We start from the raw sequence: 15,824 nt of genomic DNA on the forward strand, positions 1-15,824 counted from the left end.
GAGTCTCAGGCGTTCAAGGGAGCCACTTTGCCTCGACAATAGGATTAGTTGCCGCAACTTCAAACACGTCGCTTCATGATAGACCAAACGACTGCCTCCGTACCCGAAACCTCTAATCAGCTTGCCGAGTTGAGTAGCCAACTCGGGTCAAGTTCTGAGAAAAAACAACTTCAGCTCATTCCCGAACTGGTGAATCAGGGGGATGCTGGTTTAGATGTTTTGATGGACTTTCTGCAAGCGCAATCCTCAACCCCTCCCAGTCTCAGTGTCGGTTTGGCATACCAAGCCCTTTATCAGGCAAAGACTGCCAAAACTGAGGAGTTCCTACAAAACCATTTTCCGACAGGAATTGTTCCCCTGTTGTCTGAACGGGATATTGACTACGCTCCTCTACAACAGTTACTTGCCGAGCAAGAGTTTCAGGCAGCGGATAGGTTGACATTAGAGAAACTTTGTGAGTTGGCTGGGTCTGCTGCTGTACAGCGCAAATGGTTGTACTTTTCCGAAGTGGAGAAGTTCCCAATTCCGGATTTACAGACCATTAATACCCTGTGGGTGATTCACTCGCAAGGTAAATTTGGATTTTCTGTGCAGCGGGAACTTTGGCTTGCTGTGGGCAAAAACTGGGAAAAACTGTGGCCCAAAATTGGCTGGAAGTCCGGGAATAGCTGGACGCGATACCCCAATGAGTTTACCTGGGATCTCAGCGCCCCGAAAGGTCATCTGCCGCTTTCTAATCAGCTACGCGGTGTCCGGGTGATTGCCACTTTGCTGTCTCATCCGGCGTGGTTAAGTTAAATTTGGTCATTGGTCATTGGTCATTGGTCATTGGTCATTGGTCATTTGGCATTTGTGGTAATTTAACGGCTAGGTCGGGGCGGGTTTAGTTACATTCGGGTGACCACAAATGATAGTGGTGAAACCCGCCCCTACAGGTTTCTCATCTCCCTCAATTGACGATCGCGGATTGGGGTTCAATTCTTCCCAACACCCGACACCCTAATCAGGGTAGCCAGTGGGGGAGAAATCCTGGTAATAATGGTTCAGGTTGGAGTTGTACGGGTGTTTCTGAGGTTATCGATTCATCTAAGGGTAGTAGCCAAAGACGCCCAGTTGCGATCGCTTGTCCTTCGTCGTTCCTTAAACTATCAATGGCTGAGGCAGGTCGGGTGGCGACCTGATCGAATAATAAGGCTAACCCATCTGGGGATAAACTCAGTTGAATATCACGCTGTTCCGGTAACACCACTAAGGGTTTGACCAGACTCTCCTCACTATCGGGTTCAGCGTCGAGATTAACGGCGGCGATAAAGGGTTCCTCGCGATACTCTTCCCCTTGAATTAGTTGGGTTAACAGGCAATAGAGGGTTTCCTCATTTGGGGCGAACTCACAGTTGAGAATCGAACCCGTTGTTCGCAGGAGTTCTTCCTCAGTTCCCTGATTATTCACCAAAAACAGCGATCGCGTATAGTCGGTATTAAATTTCACCATTGTCGCGGCTGCACCATCGCTGGCAAAGCTGAGAACTTGACCAAACTTGGGCAGAAAGTCTAGCGGTTCGGCGTCGGCGTTTAAGGGCAAAATCGCCACCCCTTGCCCTTGCGCTACAGCTAATGAGGCACTATCTGGGGCAATTAAAAATTCCCCACCAGGCTGATTTTCTAAGGGTTGGGGTTCGCCATCAGTAGGGATCATCCACAGACCAAAGTCAGCGGGATCGTCTCGATTCACTCGCTGTACCACAATGATTTGCCCGTCTCTGGATAGGTCAAATTGCAGATTTTGATAGTTTTCGCTATCTAACACCAAATCCAGCTTCCCAGGGGTTTGCTGAGCCGGAGAACGCTGATCTGGAGAGGGAAACGACAGTCCTGTGGTTACGGTGTACAGTTGGGCGGTGAGTAACCCCTTTGCCTGATTTTGGCGATCATTGGCAGAAAATAAAATGCGATCGCTCCCAGGATAGGGCTGAAAGTCCTGTACCACCAGATCAGCTGGAGTCAGCAGCGTTTTTTGCTGTTGGGTGAGATTATAGAAGATTAACCGCCCCTGTTCCTCTCCTTCAACGCCAATATAAGCAAAAGCGCGATCGCGACTGTGAAAGGTTGCCTGAAACGGTTCCATAACTGTACCTGTTTCTTCAACCCCTGGTATTTTCTCCTTTGCCCCCTGAAGCTGAACCTGATAGTCATTACCATAGGGAATCGGCGAAAGCAATGTATACGCCATTTTCCGCCCCGCCCAGCTAATCTTGCCCTCGATTGGCGGTACATCTGAGGGACTCACCTCACCCTCTGGCAAAACTGGCGTGATTTTGAGATTTGCTTTTACGCTGGCGTGGTTCATCGGACGGCTAAAGGTTAGAATAAACGCCGTATCCTCAGCACTGATGTATTTGTCCTGCCAACTGAAATCCCTAACTCTAGGTCGAGTGGTATCGCCTGTCAATAGCACGATGCCAATTAACAGACTTAGCACTACCATGATTATCAAAGCCAGACGGTCAATGGGTTGGAGGAATTTTTTAGATAGTACGGTTGGAGCTGACATTTCAACGATCAAAGTTGGCATTTAGATTCTAGTCTAGATCCGCCTCCAGACAGTAACTGTATAGGGTGCAGGCTTTCTCTACTAACCCTTGTCCGGATAAAACAGAGTATTGTTACCGAATCTTTATATTCAATAAACTGTATGGTGATTTTTCTGTAAAGTTCTGTAAATTCATCCTTTGGGTGTATTGAATCTCTTGTGAGGCGTTTTTAAATTAAGGAGAATACGCCTCGACCCCTGCATATATTACACGTTGCTGACTTACTGCCATGATTTCCGACCTCCATCAACCCTCAACGGGTCGTCTTTTCGACGCCAATACCTTCAAAAAAATAGCTCAGGAGCCACTTTGCTTAGATGAGCGTATCCTTGGTGCAGCAAGCTGTGGCATTGTCCTCAGTGATGCTTGCCAACCGGATTTGCCAATTGTCTATTGCAATCCCGCCTTCGAGAAAATTACTGGCTATTCTCGTCAAGAGGTGGTTGGACGCAATTGCCGCTTCCTGCAAGGAGCCGATACTGATCCGCAGGTGATTAAGCAAATCCGTCAGGCTCTACGAACTGAGCAAGAGGTAAAGGTCGTCCTTAAGAATTATCGCAAAGATGGAATACCCTTTTGGAATGAGCTAGCGATCTCACCGATTCGAGACGCTAAGGGGCGCGTGATCTATTTTGTTGGCGTCCAGACTGATATTACATCCCGTAAGCAAGCCCAAGAGGAACTTCAGCGCAATCATGCTTTATTAAAGGCGCAACAAGAAGCTGATCCCGATGGTGTCATTGTCATTGCTCCCAATGGTCAAATCATTAATCACAATTCTCGCTTTTGCCAAATGTGGCAGGTTCCTGATGACATGATGAAATCCTCCGATAAAGAGGAATTTTTAGAATTTGTGTTGCCCTTAATTGCTGAACCGCTAAAAGTGTTTAGTAAAGTCGAATATCTGGAACAGCATCCGCCACTAACTCATAAGGATGAAATTCAGCTAACTGATGGACGAATTTTCGAGCTTTATTCCACGCCAGCTTTATCGGCTACAGGAACGTGCTACGGCAGAATTTGGTCATTCCGTGACATTACCCAAAACAAACGAACTGAACAGCAATTAAAGCAACAAGCCAAGCAAGAACGGCTTTTGAGTTGTATAAATCAGCGAATTAACCAATCCTTGAATCTGGATGAAGTCTTGAATACAGCCGTCGAAGAGGTGCGGAAATTTATAAAGTGCGATCGCACTCTGATTTATCGGTTTGACCCAGATTGGGCAGGAACCGTTGATGTGGAGTCAGTTGGCGGTGGGTGGAGGAAGATTGTCGGCACAACCATTGAGGACAATTTTTTTAAGAATCCTGACGTGACATCGCTTCTCTATCAAGACGGTTATATTCGAGTCATTGACGATATCTACAATGCCAATTTAAGCCCCTGTCACATTGAATTACTTGAAAATCTTCAGGTTCGGGCTAGCTTAGTCGCCCCTATTTTACAAGGTAAAAAGCTCTGGGGATTACTGGTTGCCCATCACTGTTCGGAAGTGCGACAATGGCAGCAACAGGAAATTGAATGTGTGCGAAAACTTAGTATTCAGTTAAGCATGGCAATTCAGCAAGCGGCATTGTTTGAGCAAGTCTCGGCTGAACTCAAGGAACGCCAAGCCGCTGAAGCCGCCTTGCGAGAGTCGGAAACAAACTTGAAGGAAAAAGCCACCCAGCTTGAAAAAACTCTGCGTGAACTTAAACAGACTCAACTTAAACTGATTCAAAATGAAAAAATGTCGAGTTTGGGACAGTTGGTGGCAGGGATTGCTCATGAAATTAATAATCCGATTACGTTTATCTCTGGGAATATTGATCATGCTAATCAATATGCTGAAGATTTATTGGAGTTAGTACAACTTTATGAACAGCACTATCCTCAACCTGCACCAGAAATTGAAACCTTAACTGAGGATATTGATATCGACTTTCTCAGAGAAGATTTTCCCAAACTTCTTAGTTCCATGCAATTCGGCGTTAACCGTCTGGAAACGTTAGTTGGTAGCCTAAAGAATTTCTCGCGCCTAGATGAAGCTGAACGCAAATGCATGGATGTTGAGCAAGGAATGGAGAATACGCTGTTAATTTTGCAGCACCGCTTAAAGCCGGACGCTTCTAATATCCAAGTCGTCAAAGACTATGGCAAGCTGCCGCCTGTAGAATGTTATCCCGGACAACTCAATCAAGTCTTTATGAACTTGCTGAATAATGCCATTGATACTCTCAATTCAGGGGATGAACAAGCGGATAAGAATAAGGGTTCAGCATCGACAGAACTTTCTTTTCCTTATCATGCTCCTACGCCGACGATATGGATTCGGACTGAATTATCGGAGCGCAATTCTGTATTGATTCACATTGCTGATAATGGTTCTGGCATTCCGGAACAAATCAAGGAACAAATTTTCGACCCATTTTTTACCACAAAACCTGTAGGAGAAGGAACAGGGTTAGGATTATCGATTAGCTATCAAATTGTCGTAGACAAACATGGGGGAAATTTACATTGCTTGTCCGCACCCGGATGCGGTACAGAGTTTGTGGTAGAAATTCCCTTATTGTAGGGTTAGGGTCTGCTGAATAAGTTTTGTGGTGAGGGAACAGAGCAGGGGAAGCCGGGGAAGCAGGGGAAGCAGAGGGAGCAGGGGGAGCAAGGGTACATTTTCGGTAATTCTCTCGCCATAGTTTTGATGGATAGTCTCACATTTCCTTAGTTGTGAGATTTTACGGTTAAATTGGGCGCAAGCCTTCATTGGTGTCAACTTAACCGAATCTCATCCAATAATTTGCTCGATCATCCGATTGGCTTGCGAGCCATACCCACCACCAAAGAGATTGAAGTGATTGATGATATGGTACAAGTTGTACAAGGTTTTGCGCTGCTTATACCCCGAATCTAACTGCCACACTTGGTTATACCCCCGATAGAATGCCGCCGGAAAGCCACCAAACAATTCTGTCATGGCAATATCCGCTTCGCGATCGCCGACATAAGTTGCTGGATCTAACAGTACGGGTTCCCCTGATGTGGTAACAGCCGCATTTCCCCCCCACAAATCCCCGTGAATCAAAGAGGGTTTGGGTTGATGATCCAACAATTCAGGAACTTTTGCCAATAATTGATCTTGCCCCGGAAAATGTCCCCCGCGACGCCGTGCTAGTTTGAATTGATATCCTAATCGATGTTCGGCAAAGAATTCTGCCCAATCATCCATCCAATCGTTAATTTGTGGCGTTGAACCAATGGTGTTGTTTTGATTCCAGCCAAATCGCCCGTCTTTGTCTTGAGGCGGAGTCGCCTGATGCATCGCTGCTAGCTGGCGTCCCATTTCTACCCAGGATTCACTATTCCCACCGCCAAATTCCAGCCACTCTAGGACAATATACGCCGAATTTCCAGCGACACCATAGACGATGGGTTGCGGAACTCGAATCGTATGGGTATCTAGCATTTGCTTTAATCCCAACGCCTCTGCTTCAAACATACTGACTTGAGAGGCTTGGTTAGTCTTGACAAAATAGGTAGCATCGTCACCGATTAACGCACAACCCTGATTAATGCAGCCGCCACTCACCGAACGGCGGTTCACGACTTCAAAGGGTTTGCCTGTGACTTGGCTAATCTGGGCAGCTATCTCTGTCCACATCGTTGACATTAGTATGTTGGCGGCAGACTTCCAACGCCAGTTTATCAGAAAGGAGGATCGACTTTGACTTCTTTTTCCGTGGAGCCTTCTATCCTCTGCCCTGGAACCTTTTGCCTTTCCCGGTGATCCCTGAGACAATTATCGGCTATCTTTTGAGCAATAGTCAGAACAATTGGCAGCTTCTTCCGTTAATACCGTACAGGGATTGACAGCGCATTTCAGATAGGGATCATTTTTAAAATATTTACAATTTAAACAAGGAACCTGATGTAATCGTTTGATAGGCGTTAATCGATTCCGGAATGATTTTAATACATTTGACCGTACTAAAATTAAAACCACCCAAGCCATTACCATAAAGCTTAGGGGCATCAGTAATAAGCCTCCGTTTTCCTCAAAAGATGACGGATTGCCTTTTGGTGAATTTGTCGAAAATGGATATTGGGATGGTTGTTCTGTATTAATATTTTGCCGGGAGCTTAAATTTTGGTTCAAATAAAAATCATCAGCTTGTTTATTCTGCATGTCATCCACCTCAAAGTATTTTTTCATCTACATGAAAAGTACACTGCTCTTTATTCCACCTTTTTGGGCAACTAACCGGATATAAAATTTTTCATGACAATTTTCAACAGTCAGAATTTATCAGACAGAATTGATCAGACAATCTGCTTGTTCAATCAAATCGGCAAGACCCCTAATTCCGCTTCCAGCTAAGTCTAGTATAGTTATAACTCAAAAATTAATCTTAAAATTCTCTCTCAAGTTGTATTATCTAGTTCCCTCTAAGGTTGTAGACTCTAGACCTTCTTGACGAGAGTTAACCACTAGTATAAGCCGCTTTACCCTGGTTCGTAACCTCTGGGGACACTCAGTTTCCTTTAGCTATGGTATTGACAAGCAACAGATCCGCTACAGACGCCACTGCCCAGCCGGATATGATATGAGTAGTCGAACAGAAGTTTTTGGCGCTGTGTAGATTCCTGTAAATATGGCTCAAATTACTTTGAGTCAAAGGTTACAAGCATTGTCTAGGTCTTAGTATAGTAGCATTTATTTTTGTCCGACCCCTGAAAATTGGCATAGACACCAGGCTGTGTCCTGATTCTGCCAGTTTACTATCATAGTCTCTATGGCTTGGAACTGCCAAATCCCTTGCCACCCGTTTTTTTGGCGAGCGATCGCAGTCTATCCCGAATCACTTCAGGTTCATCTACGTTATTTTTCAACGCAGTTTTGTAAATTTTTTCTGCCTTGACATAATCCACGGGAAGCTGTACGTTCCTCATTCTAAGACAATACATATCTCCCCAACCGATATATCCCCAGACTGACTGAGGAAATTGATTCACTAAATCTTGAAATAGTTTTTCCCCTTCTTCAATCTTGCCTAAAAAAAAATGGGATTCTGCGTCTGCCCGTTTCATATTCACCAGGATTTCCTCCTCTGTGTCCGGAAATCGTTGGCAAAACTCACGACAGTAGGTAATTCGCTGATGATAATAATCGCTATTTTCTAAGGCGGCATTGCCTAGATAAAGTTCTACATCCTGACACCAATTATAAAGTTCAAACGAGTCATTAAAACGCTTTGCTGCTGCGTCAATTGATTTTACATCTGGCTCAAATCTTTGTTTCAGGTGTTCCCAAGCTTCTAACCAGATCGTACAGGCTTTAGCTTCGTCATGGTTATATTCGAGGATATCGTACCCTTGATCAATTAAGTCGTCTAATTTTTCATTACTCATCACATCAGGGGCTAATCGTTCCCAAAGAACGATGGCTGCCATCCAAGGAAAGTCTAAGTCAAAATGTTCCGCTGTAATTGTATATTGTTCTTTCCAGTGTTCAGCAATTTCTATACCCCCGTAAGCATTTTGTACATCTTCCAGAAATTGTTCTGGAGTCATCGGAATGCCAAAATCATGCAATTTTTCGAGAATCTTCTCCGTGGAAAATTCTCGGATTTCTTCACAACTCCAATGTTTTTTTCTCATAACAACAAGTTGATTTATTTTTTAGAATATAATTGAGTCAATAATTGCAAATTGTGCTTCCGTTAAATTGAGTAGAGGGCCACCTAAACAAATTGAGTAGACATAGTTATTAAGTAATCGGACAAAAGAAAACGGTACTGTATTAAGTACAAGTAAATCGCCCTCAAACCCTTACTGTTCCCTGTTCCCTGTTCCCTGTTCCCTGTTCCCTAATCTCAACCGTTAACTTTAATTGTGTCCACTCCCTTAACTTAAACAACGAATAGCTTCTAATAAGCCTCTGGCTTTATTCAGGGTTTCTTCGTATTCTTTTTCCGGGTTAGAATCAGCCACTAAACCAGCACCCGCTTGCACCGATACTGTATGTGTACCAGAGGGATGGGGACGAACGATCATAGTGCGAATCGCGATCGCGCTATTGAGTTGCCCTTCAAAATCATACCAGCCATAGACCCCAGAATAAGCACCCCGCCGTTCCGGTTCCAATTCGTGGATGATTTCCATCGCCCGAATTTTCGGCGCACCACTGACGGTTCCCGCCGGAAAGCAGGCTTTGAGTAACTCCCAAGCGGTTTTGTTCTCAGCCAGTTCTCCCACCACATTACTAACAATGTGCATAACATGGGAATAGCGCTCGATAACCATTAACTCATCAACGGTTACGGTTCCACTGGTACAAACCCGCCCTAAGTCATTACGTCCCAGATCCACCAACATAACGTGTTCAGCAATTTCCTTAGGATCTTGCAGTAAATCTTGCGCCAACGCTTCATCTTCCTGCAGTGTTTCACCGCGACGACGAGTTCCGGCGATGGGACGCAGGGTAGCTTGTAATTTTCCCGTGGGTAATCGGCTGGCTTTCACCATCACTTCCGGACTTGACCCAATTAATTGCCAATCACCAAAATTAAAATACGCCATATAAGGCGAGGGATTAATCAGACGTAGGGAACGGTATAAGGCAAAGGGATCACCTTGATAGTCAGCCGAAAGCCGTTGGGAGAGAACCACTTGGAAGATATCACCCGCACGGATATAGTCTTTGGCTTTTTGGACATTGGCACAAAACTGTTCCTTTTCCGTATTGCTGGTATAGCGTAACGGCTGCTGGGTGGTTCCTGGCGGCGTCCATTCCAAAACCGTATCCTGACTTGATAACGGGAGTTGCAGCTTGTGAACTAATGTCTTGACGCGATCGCAGGCTTGCTGATAAGCCGATTCCAAGTCCCCATTCGCCTCCCGTAAATCCGCGTAAGCGATCGCCCAGATTTTCCGCTTCACCTGATCAAAAATAATCAGGTTATCCACCTGCATCCATAATCCATCTGGCAAATCTTGATCCGAGGGGGAGTAAACCGGGACTCGCGGTTCAATCCAGCGAATCAACTCATACCCCCAAAACCCGAACAACCCACCAATTCCGGGTGGTAATTGGGGCAATTTAACCGGATGATAGGGACTAAGGCAATGAGTTAACGCCTCAAATGGATTCCCCTCAAACTCCGTTACCGTACCATTCCGGTGCGTCTGTGTCGTGCGATCGCCCCGTGCAACCAACACCCATAACGGATCACACCCCAACAAACTATAGCGTCCCACATTTTCTCCCCCTTCCACTGATTCCAGGAGAAAACTATAGGGTTGACCTGCACAGACTTTATACCAAGCCGACACCGGAGTTTCTAAATCTGCCACCCACTCTTGGTAAACGGGTACAAAATTACCCTGTTGAGACAGGGTGCAAAATTGAGAAAACTCAGGTAATATCATAGGCTTCAATTGTATGAATGATGAGGAAGATAGGGGAGATGAGGAAGCGAAGGGTTGGTCAGGGCGGGTTTAGTTACTTATGGGTGAAGCAAGAAACGATAGTAGTGAAACCCGCCCCTACACCGTCAACACTTCCCAAATCACCAAATTGAAGGTTGAGCAGTTCACCGAGATGAACCACCAACCTTCAAACAAATTAACAGACCTGCAACCGATTAACCAGTGCAGCGCCCGTCAGTCACCCGTTAACCCGCTATCCTGAATGAGTATTCAGTTGCCTAATACGGGTCAGCGATTAGACTTCGTAAGTCGCCTTTCCGCTGAACTTGAGGGTAACAGGTTCGGGATTCTTACCGATCTTGCGGTCAATCTTACCGACAAAGGGACGCCCTTCGTTGACTTTCTCTGGGAAGACGCCATCTGCAGGGTGCAGATACTGGATTTCACCACTGGGATAAATCCGGTAGATCTTGTAGTCTTCAATCTTGGGTTTATATTGCGTCCGCAACTGGGCTCCCAACGCCAGACATTGCTCCTTACGAGCCAGATACAGCAGGTTTTCCCCTTCATTCATGATTGCTGCACCACCCGTGGGCATTTCAAAGACTTGCTTTTTAGAGCTAGTCCAAGTGATCGCATATTTTTCTTCCACTTGGGCTTTGGTCAGCAAGCCACCGGTGCTACCGCCAAAGAGGGGAGGTTTGCCAGATAAAGTAGGCTGTCCTGCTTCTGGAGCCTGTTCTTGCATGTTTTCTTCTTCTGCCATAACTGTCTCTCTCAATCGTGTATAAGAAAATAGGGCATTTAGGGAATGCTATCATTCCGTTCCGGTTTATTTTGTCACTTTGTCAAGAACTGTTACAGTTAGTTATAAATTCTTTGTCATAAGTCTTGAGTGATTGGCGATGAAAACCAGTTCATACGGGGAATCCAGCGCATTTGAGGAATCTGAGAACGCTTCTGGGTTAACCTCAGAGCAGTACCGCCAGAAAATGCAGCGACGCAAGCAGGTTCAGGAACAACGTCTGGCTCAAGCGTCAAGCGAAAAAGGGTTAATTATTGTAAACACAGGCAATGGCAAGGGGAAGACGACAGCCGCCCTAGGGATGGTTTTGCGATCGCTTGGTCATGGGTATCGGGTTGCGATCGTTCAGTTCATCAAGGGAGCCTGGGAACCCGCAGAGAAGGCGGCGTTTGCGCCGTGGACAGCCGCCGCCAATGGGGAGACACCTCAGTTGGAATTTCATGCGATGGGTGAGGGGTTTACCTGGGAAACCCAAGATCGGGAACGAGATATCAGCAAAGCCGAAGCCGCCTGGGAAAAAGCGCTGGAGTTTATCCGCAACCCAGAGTTTCGGTTGGTGCTATTGGATGAAGTAAATGTGGCGTTAAAACTGGGATATTTAAGCGTTGAGCAAGTATTGGCAGGGTTAGCAGAAAAACCCGCCGTGTCTCACGTTATTTTAACCGGACGAGGCGCACCGAAACCCTTAATGGAACAGGCAGATTTAGTCACCGAAATGACACTGGTGAAGCATCCGCTGCGGGAGCAAAATGTTAAAGCGCAACCGGGAATTGAATTTTAATGGATTGCCTTACGCTCGGTTTAACAGTAACAAGTTCGCCCCCAATTGTAGGGTGCGTTAGCGTAGCGTAACGCACCTTTACTTAAGCGTATTGGTTGGGTTGACTAACTGAATAAAAGGCTAAGGTTCCCTTACTACAAACTACTGGCGTGGCACAGCTAAAATTGTGGATTCGATTTGACCATTGAATCGGGCGCAAGTCTTTGCGCCCCTACGGTTTCGGGTCTCCCATTCTAATTCATCAAATAAGGTGTGCCACGCCACTACAAACCCAATTTAAGCGGTCACTTTTTGCTTAGACCAAACGCCATTTTCATCTTCTTCATACTGCTGATGAATGGTTTCCCACGCAGATTGTTCTGCTTGGATCGGGTCTTGATTCTCATCGTAAACGCTATTGTAGCGCTCGATAAAGGTTTTCTGAGCCGCTTCAGACAGATGCGATCGCACTTCGGGAGATAAATCGCTGGGATCACTGCATTTACCGGGACAGGGACGAGGTAGGGTCATATCGCTGGTATGGATTTCTTCCCCACCTGCATTTTGCATTAAGAGTTGGTATTCGCCAGATTTTCCGGCGGGAACTTCTACCATCACCAGAAATTCACCCGCTTGCAGTCGGGTTTGGTAAATCGCCGCTTTCTCTTCTGACATTCCTAACGCCGCCAGAACCGAGACTAAACCGGCACCAGCACCACCCGCTAGCGCACCACTGGCTGCGCCTAAGAGTACAGCACTCAGGGGACCGGCTGACACCACAGAACCAACAAAGGGAATGAATAAAACACCCACCCCGGTCAACAGACTTAAGAAGGAACCAAATAACGATCCAAAAATTGCCCCGGTTCTGAGTCCGCCTAAAATAACATCTTTTTTACTGATAAATCCAGCAATTCGGCTTTGAGATTGAAAATTCTTACCCATTACCGAGATATGATCTGAGGGAACGCCGCGATCGACCAGGCGTCGGACTACGGTATCGACTTGATCTTGTTCCTTAAATACCGCAGAAATCGTGCGTTCGGCTCTATAATCATCAGCCATGTAAACCCTCCATAAGTGTCTTCGTGATTGGTTTTGCTAAACTACAAGTTAGGGAATATACCCCGCCTCTTTCATCGCTCTTAGGGTGGATCATGACAGAAGGAAATCCACGGCGATTAAAATCGCTACTACACAAACCAAGTCCGCCTAGGCGGACTGAATTATAACGGGGGTAGAGAACCCGGATTTAGTATTAAGCTGAGGTGCATTTGAATTAGGTATTACCCTTTCCCTGTTCCCTTTAATAAAATTGCTGAATTCATTTCACCTTAAATTAATCGCCTGTCTGCTGATGCTAATCGATCATGTTGGACGGGTATTTTTCCCAGAAGCAACGATTATGGTTGCGCTCGGACGGTTGAGCTTTCCTCTCTTTGCTTGGCTAGCGGCACAAGGAGAAAACTATACATCTAATATTTGGAACTATGTATTTAGGCTAATCCTGCTGGGAGTTATTTCACAACCGATTTATTCTCATGTTTATTCCTTAATTTTCTCAGCAACGCCTCCCCTGAATATCTTGTTCGTGCTGGCGGCTGGCGTGATGGTGATTCGACTCTCGAAACAGGTTAATAATGGTCTGCTGAAGGGCGCGATCGTTTTATTGTTTACCACGATTGCCATAGTCGCTCGTTTCGAGGCAGGATTTTTTACATTGCCACTCGTCTATATAATGTCAAAGTTTCGTTCCGGACAGTTTCATTTTAAATGGTGGGTGGTTTATATAGTACCGCATATCCTTTATGTCGCCCTTGGGGGGAGTGTTATTGAATTGGCTGGTATTATTGCGCCCGTATTTATTTGCCTACACAATGGGGAAGCAGGAATAAAAACGCGATGGTTTTACTTGTTTTATCCGGTTCATCTGGGCGTGATAGCTGGGATTAAATGGTTTTTAACGATGTATTGAATTAATTAAGACGAAGGATGGGTTTTGTGGGAAAAAATCAGGTCACATTTGAATCTCGTGTAGGGGCGACCCGCTTGCACAAAGTAACACTTGTATCCACTCAATTGAATCGGGTCGCCCTTTACTCAAAGATAATGAAAACCCAATTAGGGCGGAGGGCGGGTTTTGTTGTTCAGTTATTGGTGACAAGTTGTGTTAGTTCCTAAACCCGCCCCTACAGATCTCCCCATTTTGATCCGGTTGTTGGGGTAAACACTGGACGAAAATATTCAGCTTGCTAATTGTGGCTGGATTGACGTGGTTGATTAGGAGACAATGGAAGCGATCTCCTTGACTAGCAGAATTTTCAAGTTGATGAGGTACAGTCTCTAAGCAAGATCTCCGACAACTCCTAAGAAGTCGGAGATCTGTCTGTGTATCTCATATTTTAGCCGACTGTTTGTATCACAGGCGCTTCATTCAGTGTTTCGCAAGTCTTGCAAGACTTCATCCGTAAAAGGATTTTTTCCAGCTTTGAGTTCCTTAATCCAGCCTTGCCATTTAGCTTGATCTTCATCAGATATATCAGGTGAATTCACATAAGCTTGCAAATCTTCAATAGCTCCGGTTTTATCTCCGGTTAAGGCTTTAGCAATGCCTCGATTAGCTTGATAATCTGCCTTGCTCTCTTGGGGTGCAACTTGAACTGCTTTATCACAGGCAAACATAACCTCAACCTCAAAGTGGTTAAGGCTGCCATAAAAACACAGACTATTCCATGAATCAGCCGAGATTTGCAAATTTGGGTCAAATTGTTGGGCTTTTTGGTAATGGCTTAAAGCCTCTTTGATTTTGTCTTCTTCCAGCAGTGTCTCTCCTTGGGTCACTAAACCAGGAGCGGCTAATTTTTTGGCTTCTGTTTCCAGGGAAGTGAGTTGATAGTCAGGGTCAAGTCTTTTGGCTTGTTTGAACTTCTTGATAGCGGTATTGACATCTTGTTGTTCTTGGGCGATCGCTTTTCCTTGCTTCACCAAAAACTCGGCTTGTTCTGTTTCTTTCCAGCCACCATATTGCAAGCAGGTTGCTCCCGCCTTGTCGTTATCAGGAGAGGCGAGTTGTGGATGCAAGCGCAATCTCTCACAGCCTACTTGTAGCAAATATTGCCAATTTCCCCCATGCCAGAGTTTGAGCGTTTTGTCCCAACTGCCACTGACAATCCTTTTGCCATCGGAACTGAACGCCACGGCAAAGACAGCATCTTCATGTCCGCTAAAGGTGTGGAGCAAGTTGCCAGAGGTATCCCAGAGTTTGAGCGTTTTATCCCAACTGCCACTGAGAATGAATTTGCCATCGGGACTGAACGCCACGGCATAGATAGCCTCTTGATGTCCACTGAAGGTGTCGAGCAAGTTGCCAGAGGTGTTCCAGAGTTTGAGGGTTTTGTCCCTACTGCCACTGACAATGGTTTGACCATCGGGACTGAAAGCCACGGCAGTGACATCATCTTCATGTCCGCTCAAGGTGTCGAGCAAGTTGCCAGAAGTGTCCCAGAGTTTGAGGGTTTTGTCCCTACTACCACTGAGAATGAATTTGCCATCGGGACTGAACGCCACTGCATAGATAGCCTCTTGATGTCCGCTCAAGGTGTCGAGCAAGTTGCCAGAGGTGTTCCAGAGTTTGAGGGTTTTGTCCTTACTGCCACTGACAATGGTTTGACCATCGGGACTGAACGCCACGGCAGTGACATCATCTTGATGTCCGCTCAAGGTGTCGAGAAAGTTGCCAGAGGTGTCCCAGAGTTTGAGGGTTTTGTCCCTACTGCCACTGATAATGAATTTGCCATCGGGACTGAACGCTACTGCGGAGACAGCCTCTTGATGTCCGCTCAAGGTGTCGAGCAAGTTGCTAGAGGTATCCCAGAGTTTGAGGGTTTTGTCCCTACTGCCACTGACAATGGTTTGACCATCGGGACTGAACGCCACGGCAGTGACATCATCTTGATGTCCGCTAAAGCTATTTCGTTCTCGCACTTCCCCCACCGCGTCATAGAGGCTAGAATAAACTTCACTGAGGACTGTCCCAACAGAGGTTTTACTGTTTCCGGTAGTTTGGATGGCTTGAATTAGTGGGGTGACAGATCCCAAGGGGAAGAGTGTTTTAATAGGGTCTTCCGTACTTAGTGTGCTAAACTGTTAACATACTGTACCTAAAATCCAGAGTAGTAATTGTGAAAAGAGAAATGACAAAGCTCCTCAACTTACCAGGAGTCATGGTTGAAAAAATCCAAGAGACAGAAGGAACATT

Annotated in this window: 13 protein-coding genes; 5 read left to right on the top strand and 8 right to left on the bottom strand. The window is 45.8% G+C overall.

The window, feature by feature from the left end:
• Positions 1-75 precede the first annotated feature (75 nt).
• Positions 76-798: a GUN4 N-terminal ARM-like repeat domain-containing protein gene (locus tag RIG66_RS01930; RefSeq protein WP_446374687.1), complete on the top strand. Its 723-nt coding sequence runs from the start codon at positions 76-78 to the stop codon at positions 796-798.
• Between the two features lie 205 nt (positions 799-1,003).
• Here RIG66_RS01930 and RIG66_RS01935 read toward each other — a convergent pair whose 3' ends face one another.
• A complete protein-coding gene (locus RIG66_RS01935) occupies positions 1,004-2,551 on the bottom strand; it encodes an Ig-like domain-containing protein (protein WP_446374689.1) in 1,548 nt (515 codons plus the stop codon).
• A gap of 269 nt (positions 2,552-2,820) precedes the next feature.
• Between RIG66_RS01935 and RIG66_RS01940 the strand changes: the two genes are divergently transcribed.
• Positions 2,821-5,151, top strand: coding sequence for a PAS domain S-box protein (locus RIG66_RS01940; RefSeq protein ID WP_446374691.1), 2,331 nt, complete (start codon positions 2,821-2,823; stop codon positions 5,149-5,151).
• A 210-nt stretch (positions 5,152-5,361) separates the two neighbouring features.
• Here RIG66_RS01940 and RIG66_RS01945 read toward each other — a convergent pair whose 3' ends face one another.
• The 4 genes from RIG66_RS01945 to trpE form a co-directional block, all read right to left on the bottom strand.
• A complete protein-coding gene (locus RIG66_RS01945) occupies positions 5,362-6,234 on the bottom strand; it encodes a fructosamine kinase family protein (RefSeq protein WP_446374709.1) in 873 nt (290 codons plus the stop codon).
• Positions 6,235-6,372: 138 nt separating this feature from the next.
• Positions 6,373-6,759 carry a hypothetical protein gene (locus RIG66_RS01950; RefSeq protein WP_446374693.1) on the bottom strand — a complete coding sequence of 129 codons (387 nt, stop codon included), beginning with the start codon at positions 6,757-6,759 and terminating at the stop codon, positions 6,373-6,375.
• Positions 6,760-7,364: 605 nt separating this feature from the next.
• Positions 7,365-8,231, bottom strand: coding sequence for a tetratricopeptide repeat protein (locus RIG66_RS01955; protein ID WP_446374695.1), 867 nt, complete (start codon positions 8,229-8,231; stop codon positions 7,365-7,367).
• 246 nt (positions 8,232-8,477) lie between these two features.
• The gene (gene trpE, locus RIG66_RS01960) at positions 8,478-10,001 is read right to left on the bottom strand and encodes an anthranilate synthase component I (RefSeq protein ID WP_446374697.1); all 1,524 of its coding nucleotides are present in this window, start codon (positions 9,999-10,001) and stop codon (positions 8,478-8,480) included.
• 79 nt (positions 10,002-10,080) lie between these two features.
• Here trpE and RIG66_RS01965 point away from each other — a divergent pair, with 79 nt between their 5' ends.
• A complete protein-coding gene (locus RIG66_RS01965) occupies positions 10,081-10,263 on the top strand; it encodes a hypothetical protein (RefSeq protein WP_446374699.1) in 183 nt (60 codons plus the stop codon).
• 33 nt (positions 10,264-10,296) lie between these two features.
• On the opposite strand, the gene psaD is transcribed toward RIG66_RS01965, so the two are convergent.
• Positions 10,297-10,767 (bottom strand): photosystem I reaction center subunit II, encoded by a 471-nt coding sequence (gene psaD / locus RIG66_RS01970; protein ID WP_446374711.1) that lies wholly within the window; start codon positions 10,765-10,767, stop codon positions 10,297-10,299.
• Positions 10,768-10,906: 139 nt separating this feature from the next.
• Between psaD and cobO the strand changes: the two genes are divergently transcribed.
• Complete coding sequence (gene cobO / locus RIG66_RS01975) at positions 10,907-11,587, top strand: cob(I)yrinic acid a,c-diamide adenosyltransferase (protein ID WP_446374701.1); 681 nt, start codon at positions 10,907-10,909, stop codon at positions 11,585-11,587.
• Between the two features lie 276 nt (positions 11,588-11,863).
• On the opposite strand, the gene RIG66_RS01980 is transcribed toward cobO, so the two are convergent.
• On the bottom strand, positions 11,864-12,631 hold the full coding sequence (locus RIG66_RS01980) for a ChaB family protein (protein WP_446374703.1): 768 nt from the start codon (positions 12,629-12,631) through the stop codon (positions 11,864-11,866).
• 250 nt (positions 12,632-12,881) lie between these two features.
• On the opposite strand from RIG66_RS01980, the gene RIG66_RS01985 reads away from it, so the two are divergent.
• Complete coding sequence (locus RIG66_RS01985; RefSeq protein ID WP_446374705.1) at positions 12,882-13,541, top strand: TraX family protein; 660 nt, start codon at positions 12,882-12,884, stop codon at positions 13,539-13,541.
• 455 nt (positions 13,542-13,996) lie between these two features.
• On the opposite strand, the gene RIG66_RS01990 is transcribed toward RIG66_RS01985, so the two are convergent.
• Positions 13,997-15,664 carry a WD40 repeat domain-containing protein gene (locus tag RIG66_RS01990; RefSeq protein WP_446374707.1) on the bottom strand — a complete coding sequence of 556 codons (1,668 nt, stop codon included), beginning with the start codon at positions 15,662-15,664 and terminating at the stop codon, positions 13,997-13,999.
• Between the last annotated feature and the right edge of the window lie 160 nt (positions 15,665-15,824).

Origin of the sequence: Coleofasciculus sp. E2-BRE-01 (assembly GCF_040221695.1) — a bacterium.
GTDB lineage: Bacteria > Cyanobacteriota > Cyanobacteriia > Cyanobacteriales > Coleofasciculaceae > Coleofasciculus.

Coding starts and splice junctions, on each gene's coding strand:
- RIG66_RS01930 (WP_446374687.1), top strand. CDS start 76: ATGATAGACCAAACGACTGCCTCCGTACCCGAAACCTCTAATCAGCTT.
- RIG66_RS01935 (WP_446374689.1), bottom strand. CDS start 2,551: ATGTCAGCTCCAACCGTACTATCTAAAAAATTCCTCCAACCCATTGAC.
- RIG66_RS01940 (WP_446374691.1), top strand. CDS start 2,821: ATGATTTCCGACCTCCATCAACCCTCAACGGGTCGTCTTTTCGACGCC.
- RIG66_RS01945 (WP_446374709.1), bottom strand. CDS start 6,234: ATGTGGACAGAGATAGCTGCCCAGATTAGCCAAGTCACAGGCAAACCC.
- RIG66_RS01950 (WP_446374693.1), bottom strand. CDS start 6,759: ATGCAGAATAAACAAGCTGATGATTTTTATTTGAACCAAAATTTAAGC.
- RIG66_RS01955 (WP_446374695.1), bottom strand. CDS start 8,231: ATGAGAAAAAAACATTGGAGTTGTGAAGAAATCCGAGAATTTTCCACG.
- trpE (WP_446374697.1), bottom strand. CDS start 10,001: ATGATATTACCTGAGTTTTCTCAATTTTGCACCCTGTCTCAACAGGGT.
- RIG66_RS01965 (WP_446374699.1), top strand. CDS start 10,081: ATGGGTGAAGCAAGAAACGATAGTAGTGAAACCCGCCCCTACACCGTC.
- psaD (WP_446374711.1), bottom strand. CDS start 10,767: ATGGCAGAAGAAGAAAACATGCAAGAACAGGCTCCAGAAGCAGGACAG.
- cobO (WP_446374701.1), top strand. CDS start 10,907: ATGAAAACCAGTTCATACGGGGAATCCAGCGCATTTGAGGAATCTGAG.
- RIG66_RS01980 (WP_446374703.1), bottom strand. CDS start 12,631: ATGGCTGATGATTATAGAGCCGAACGCACGATTTCTGCGGTATTTAAG.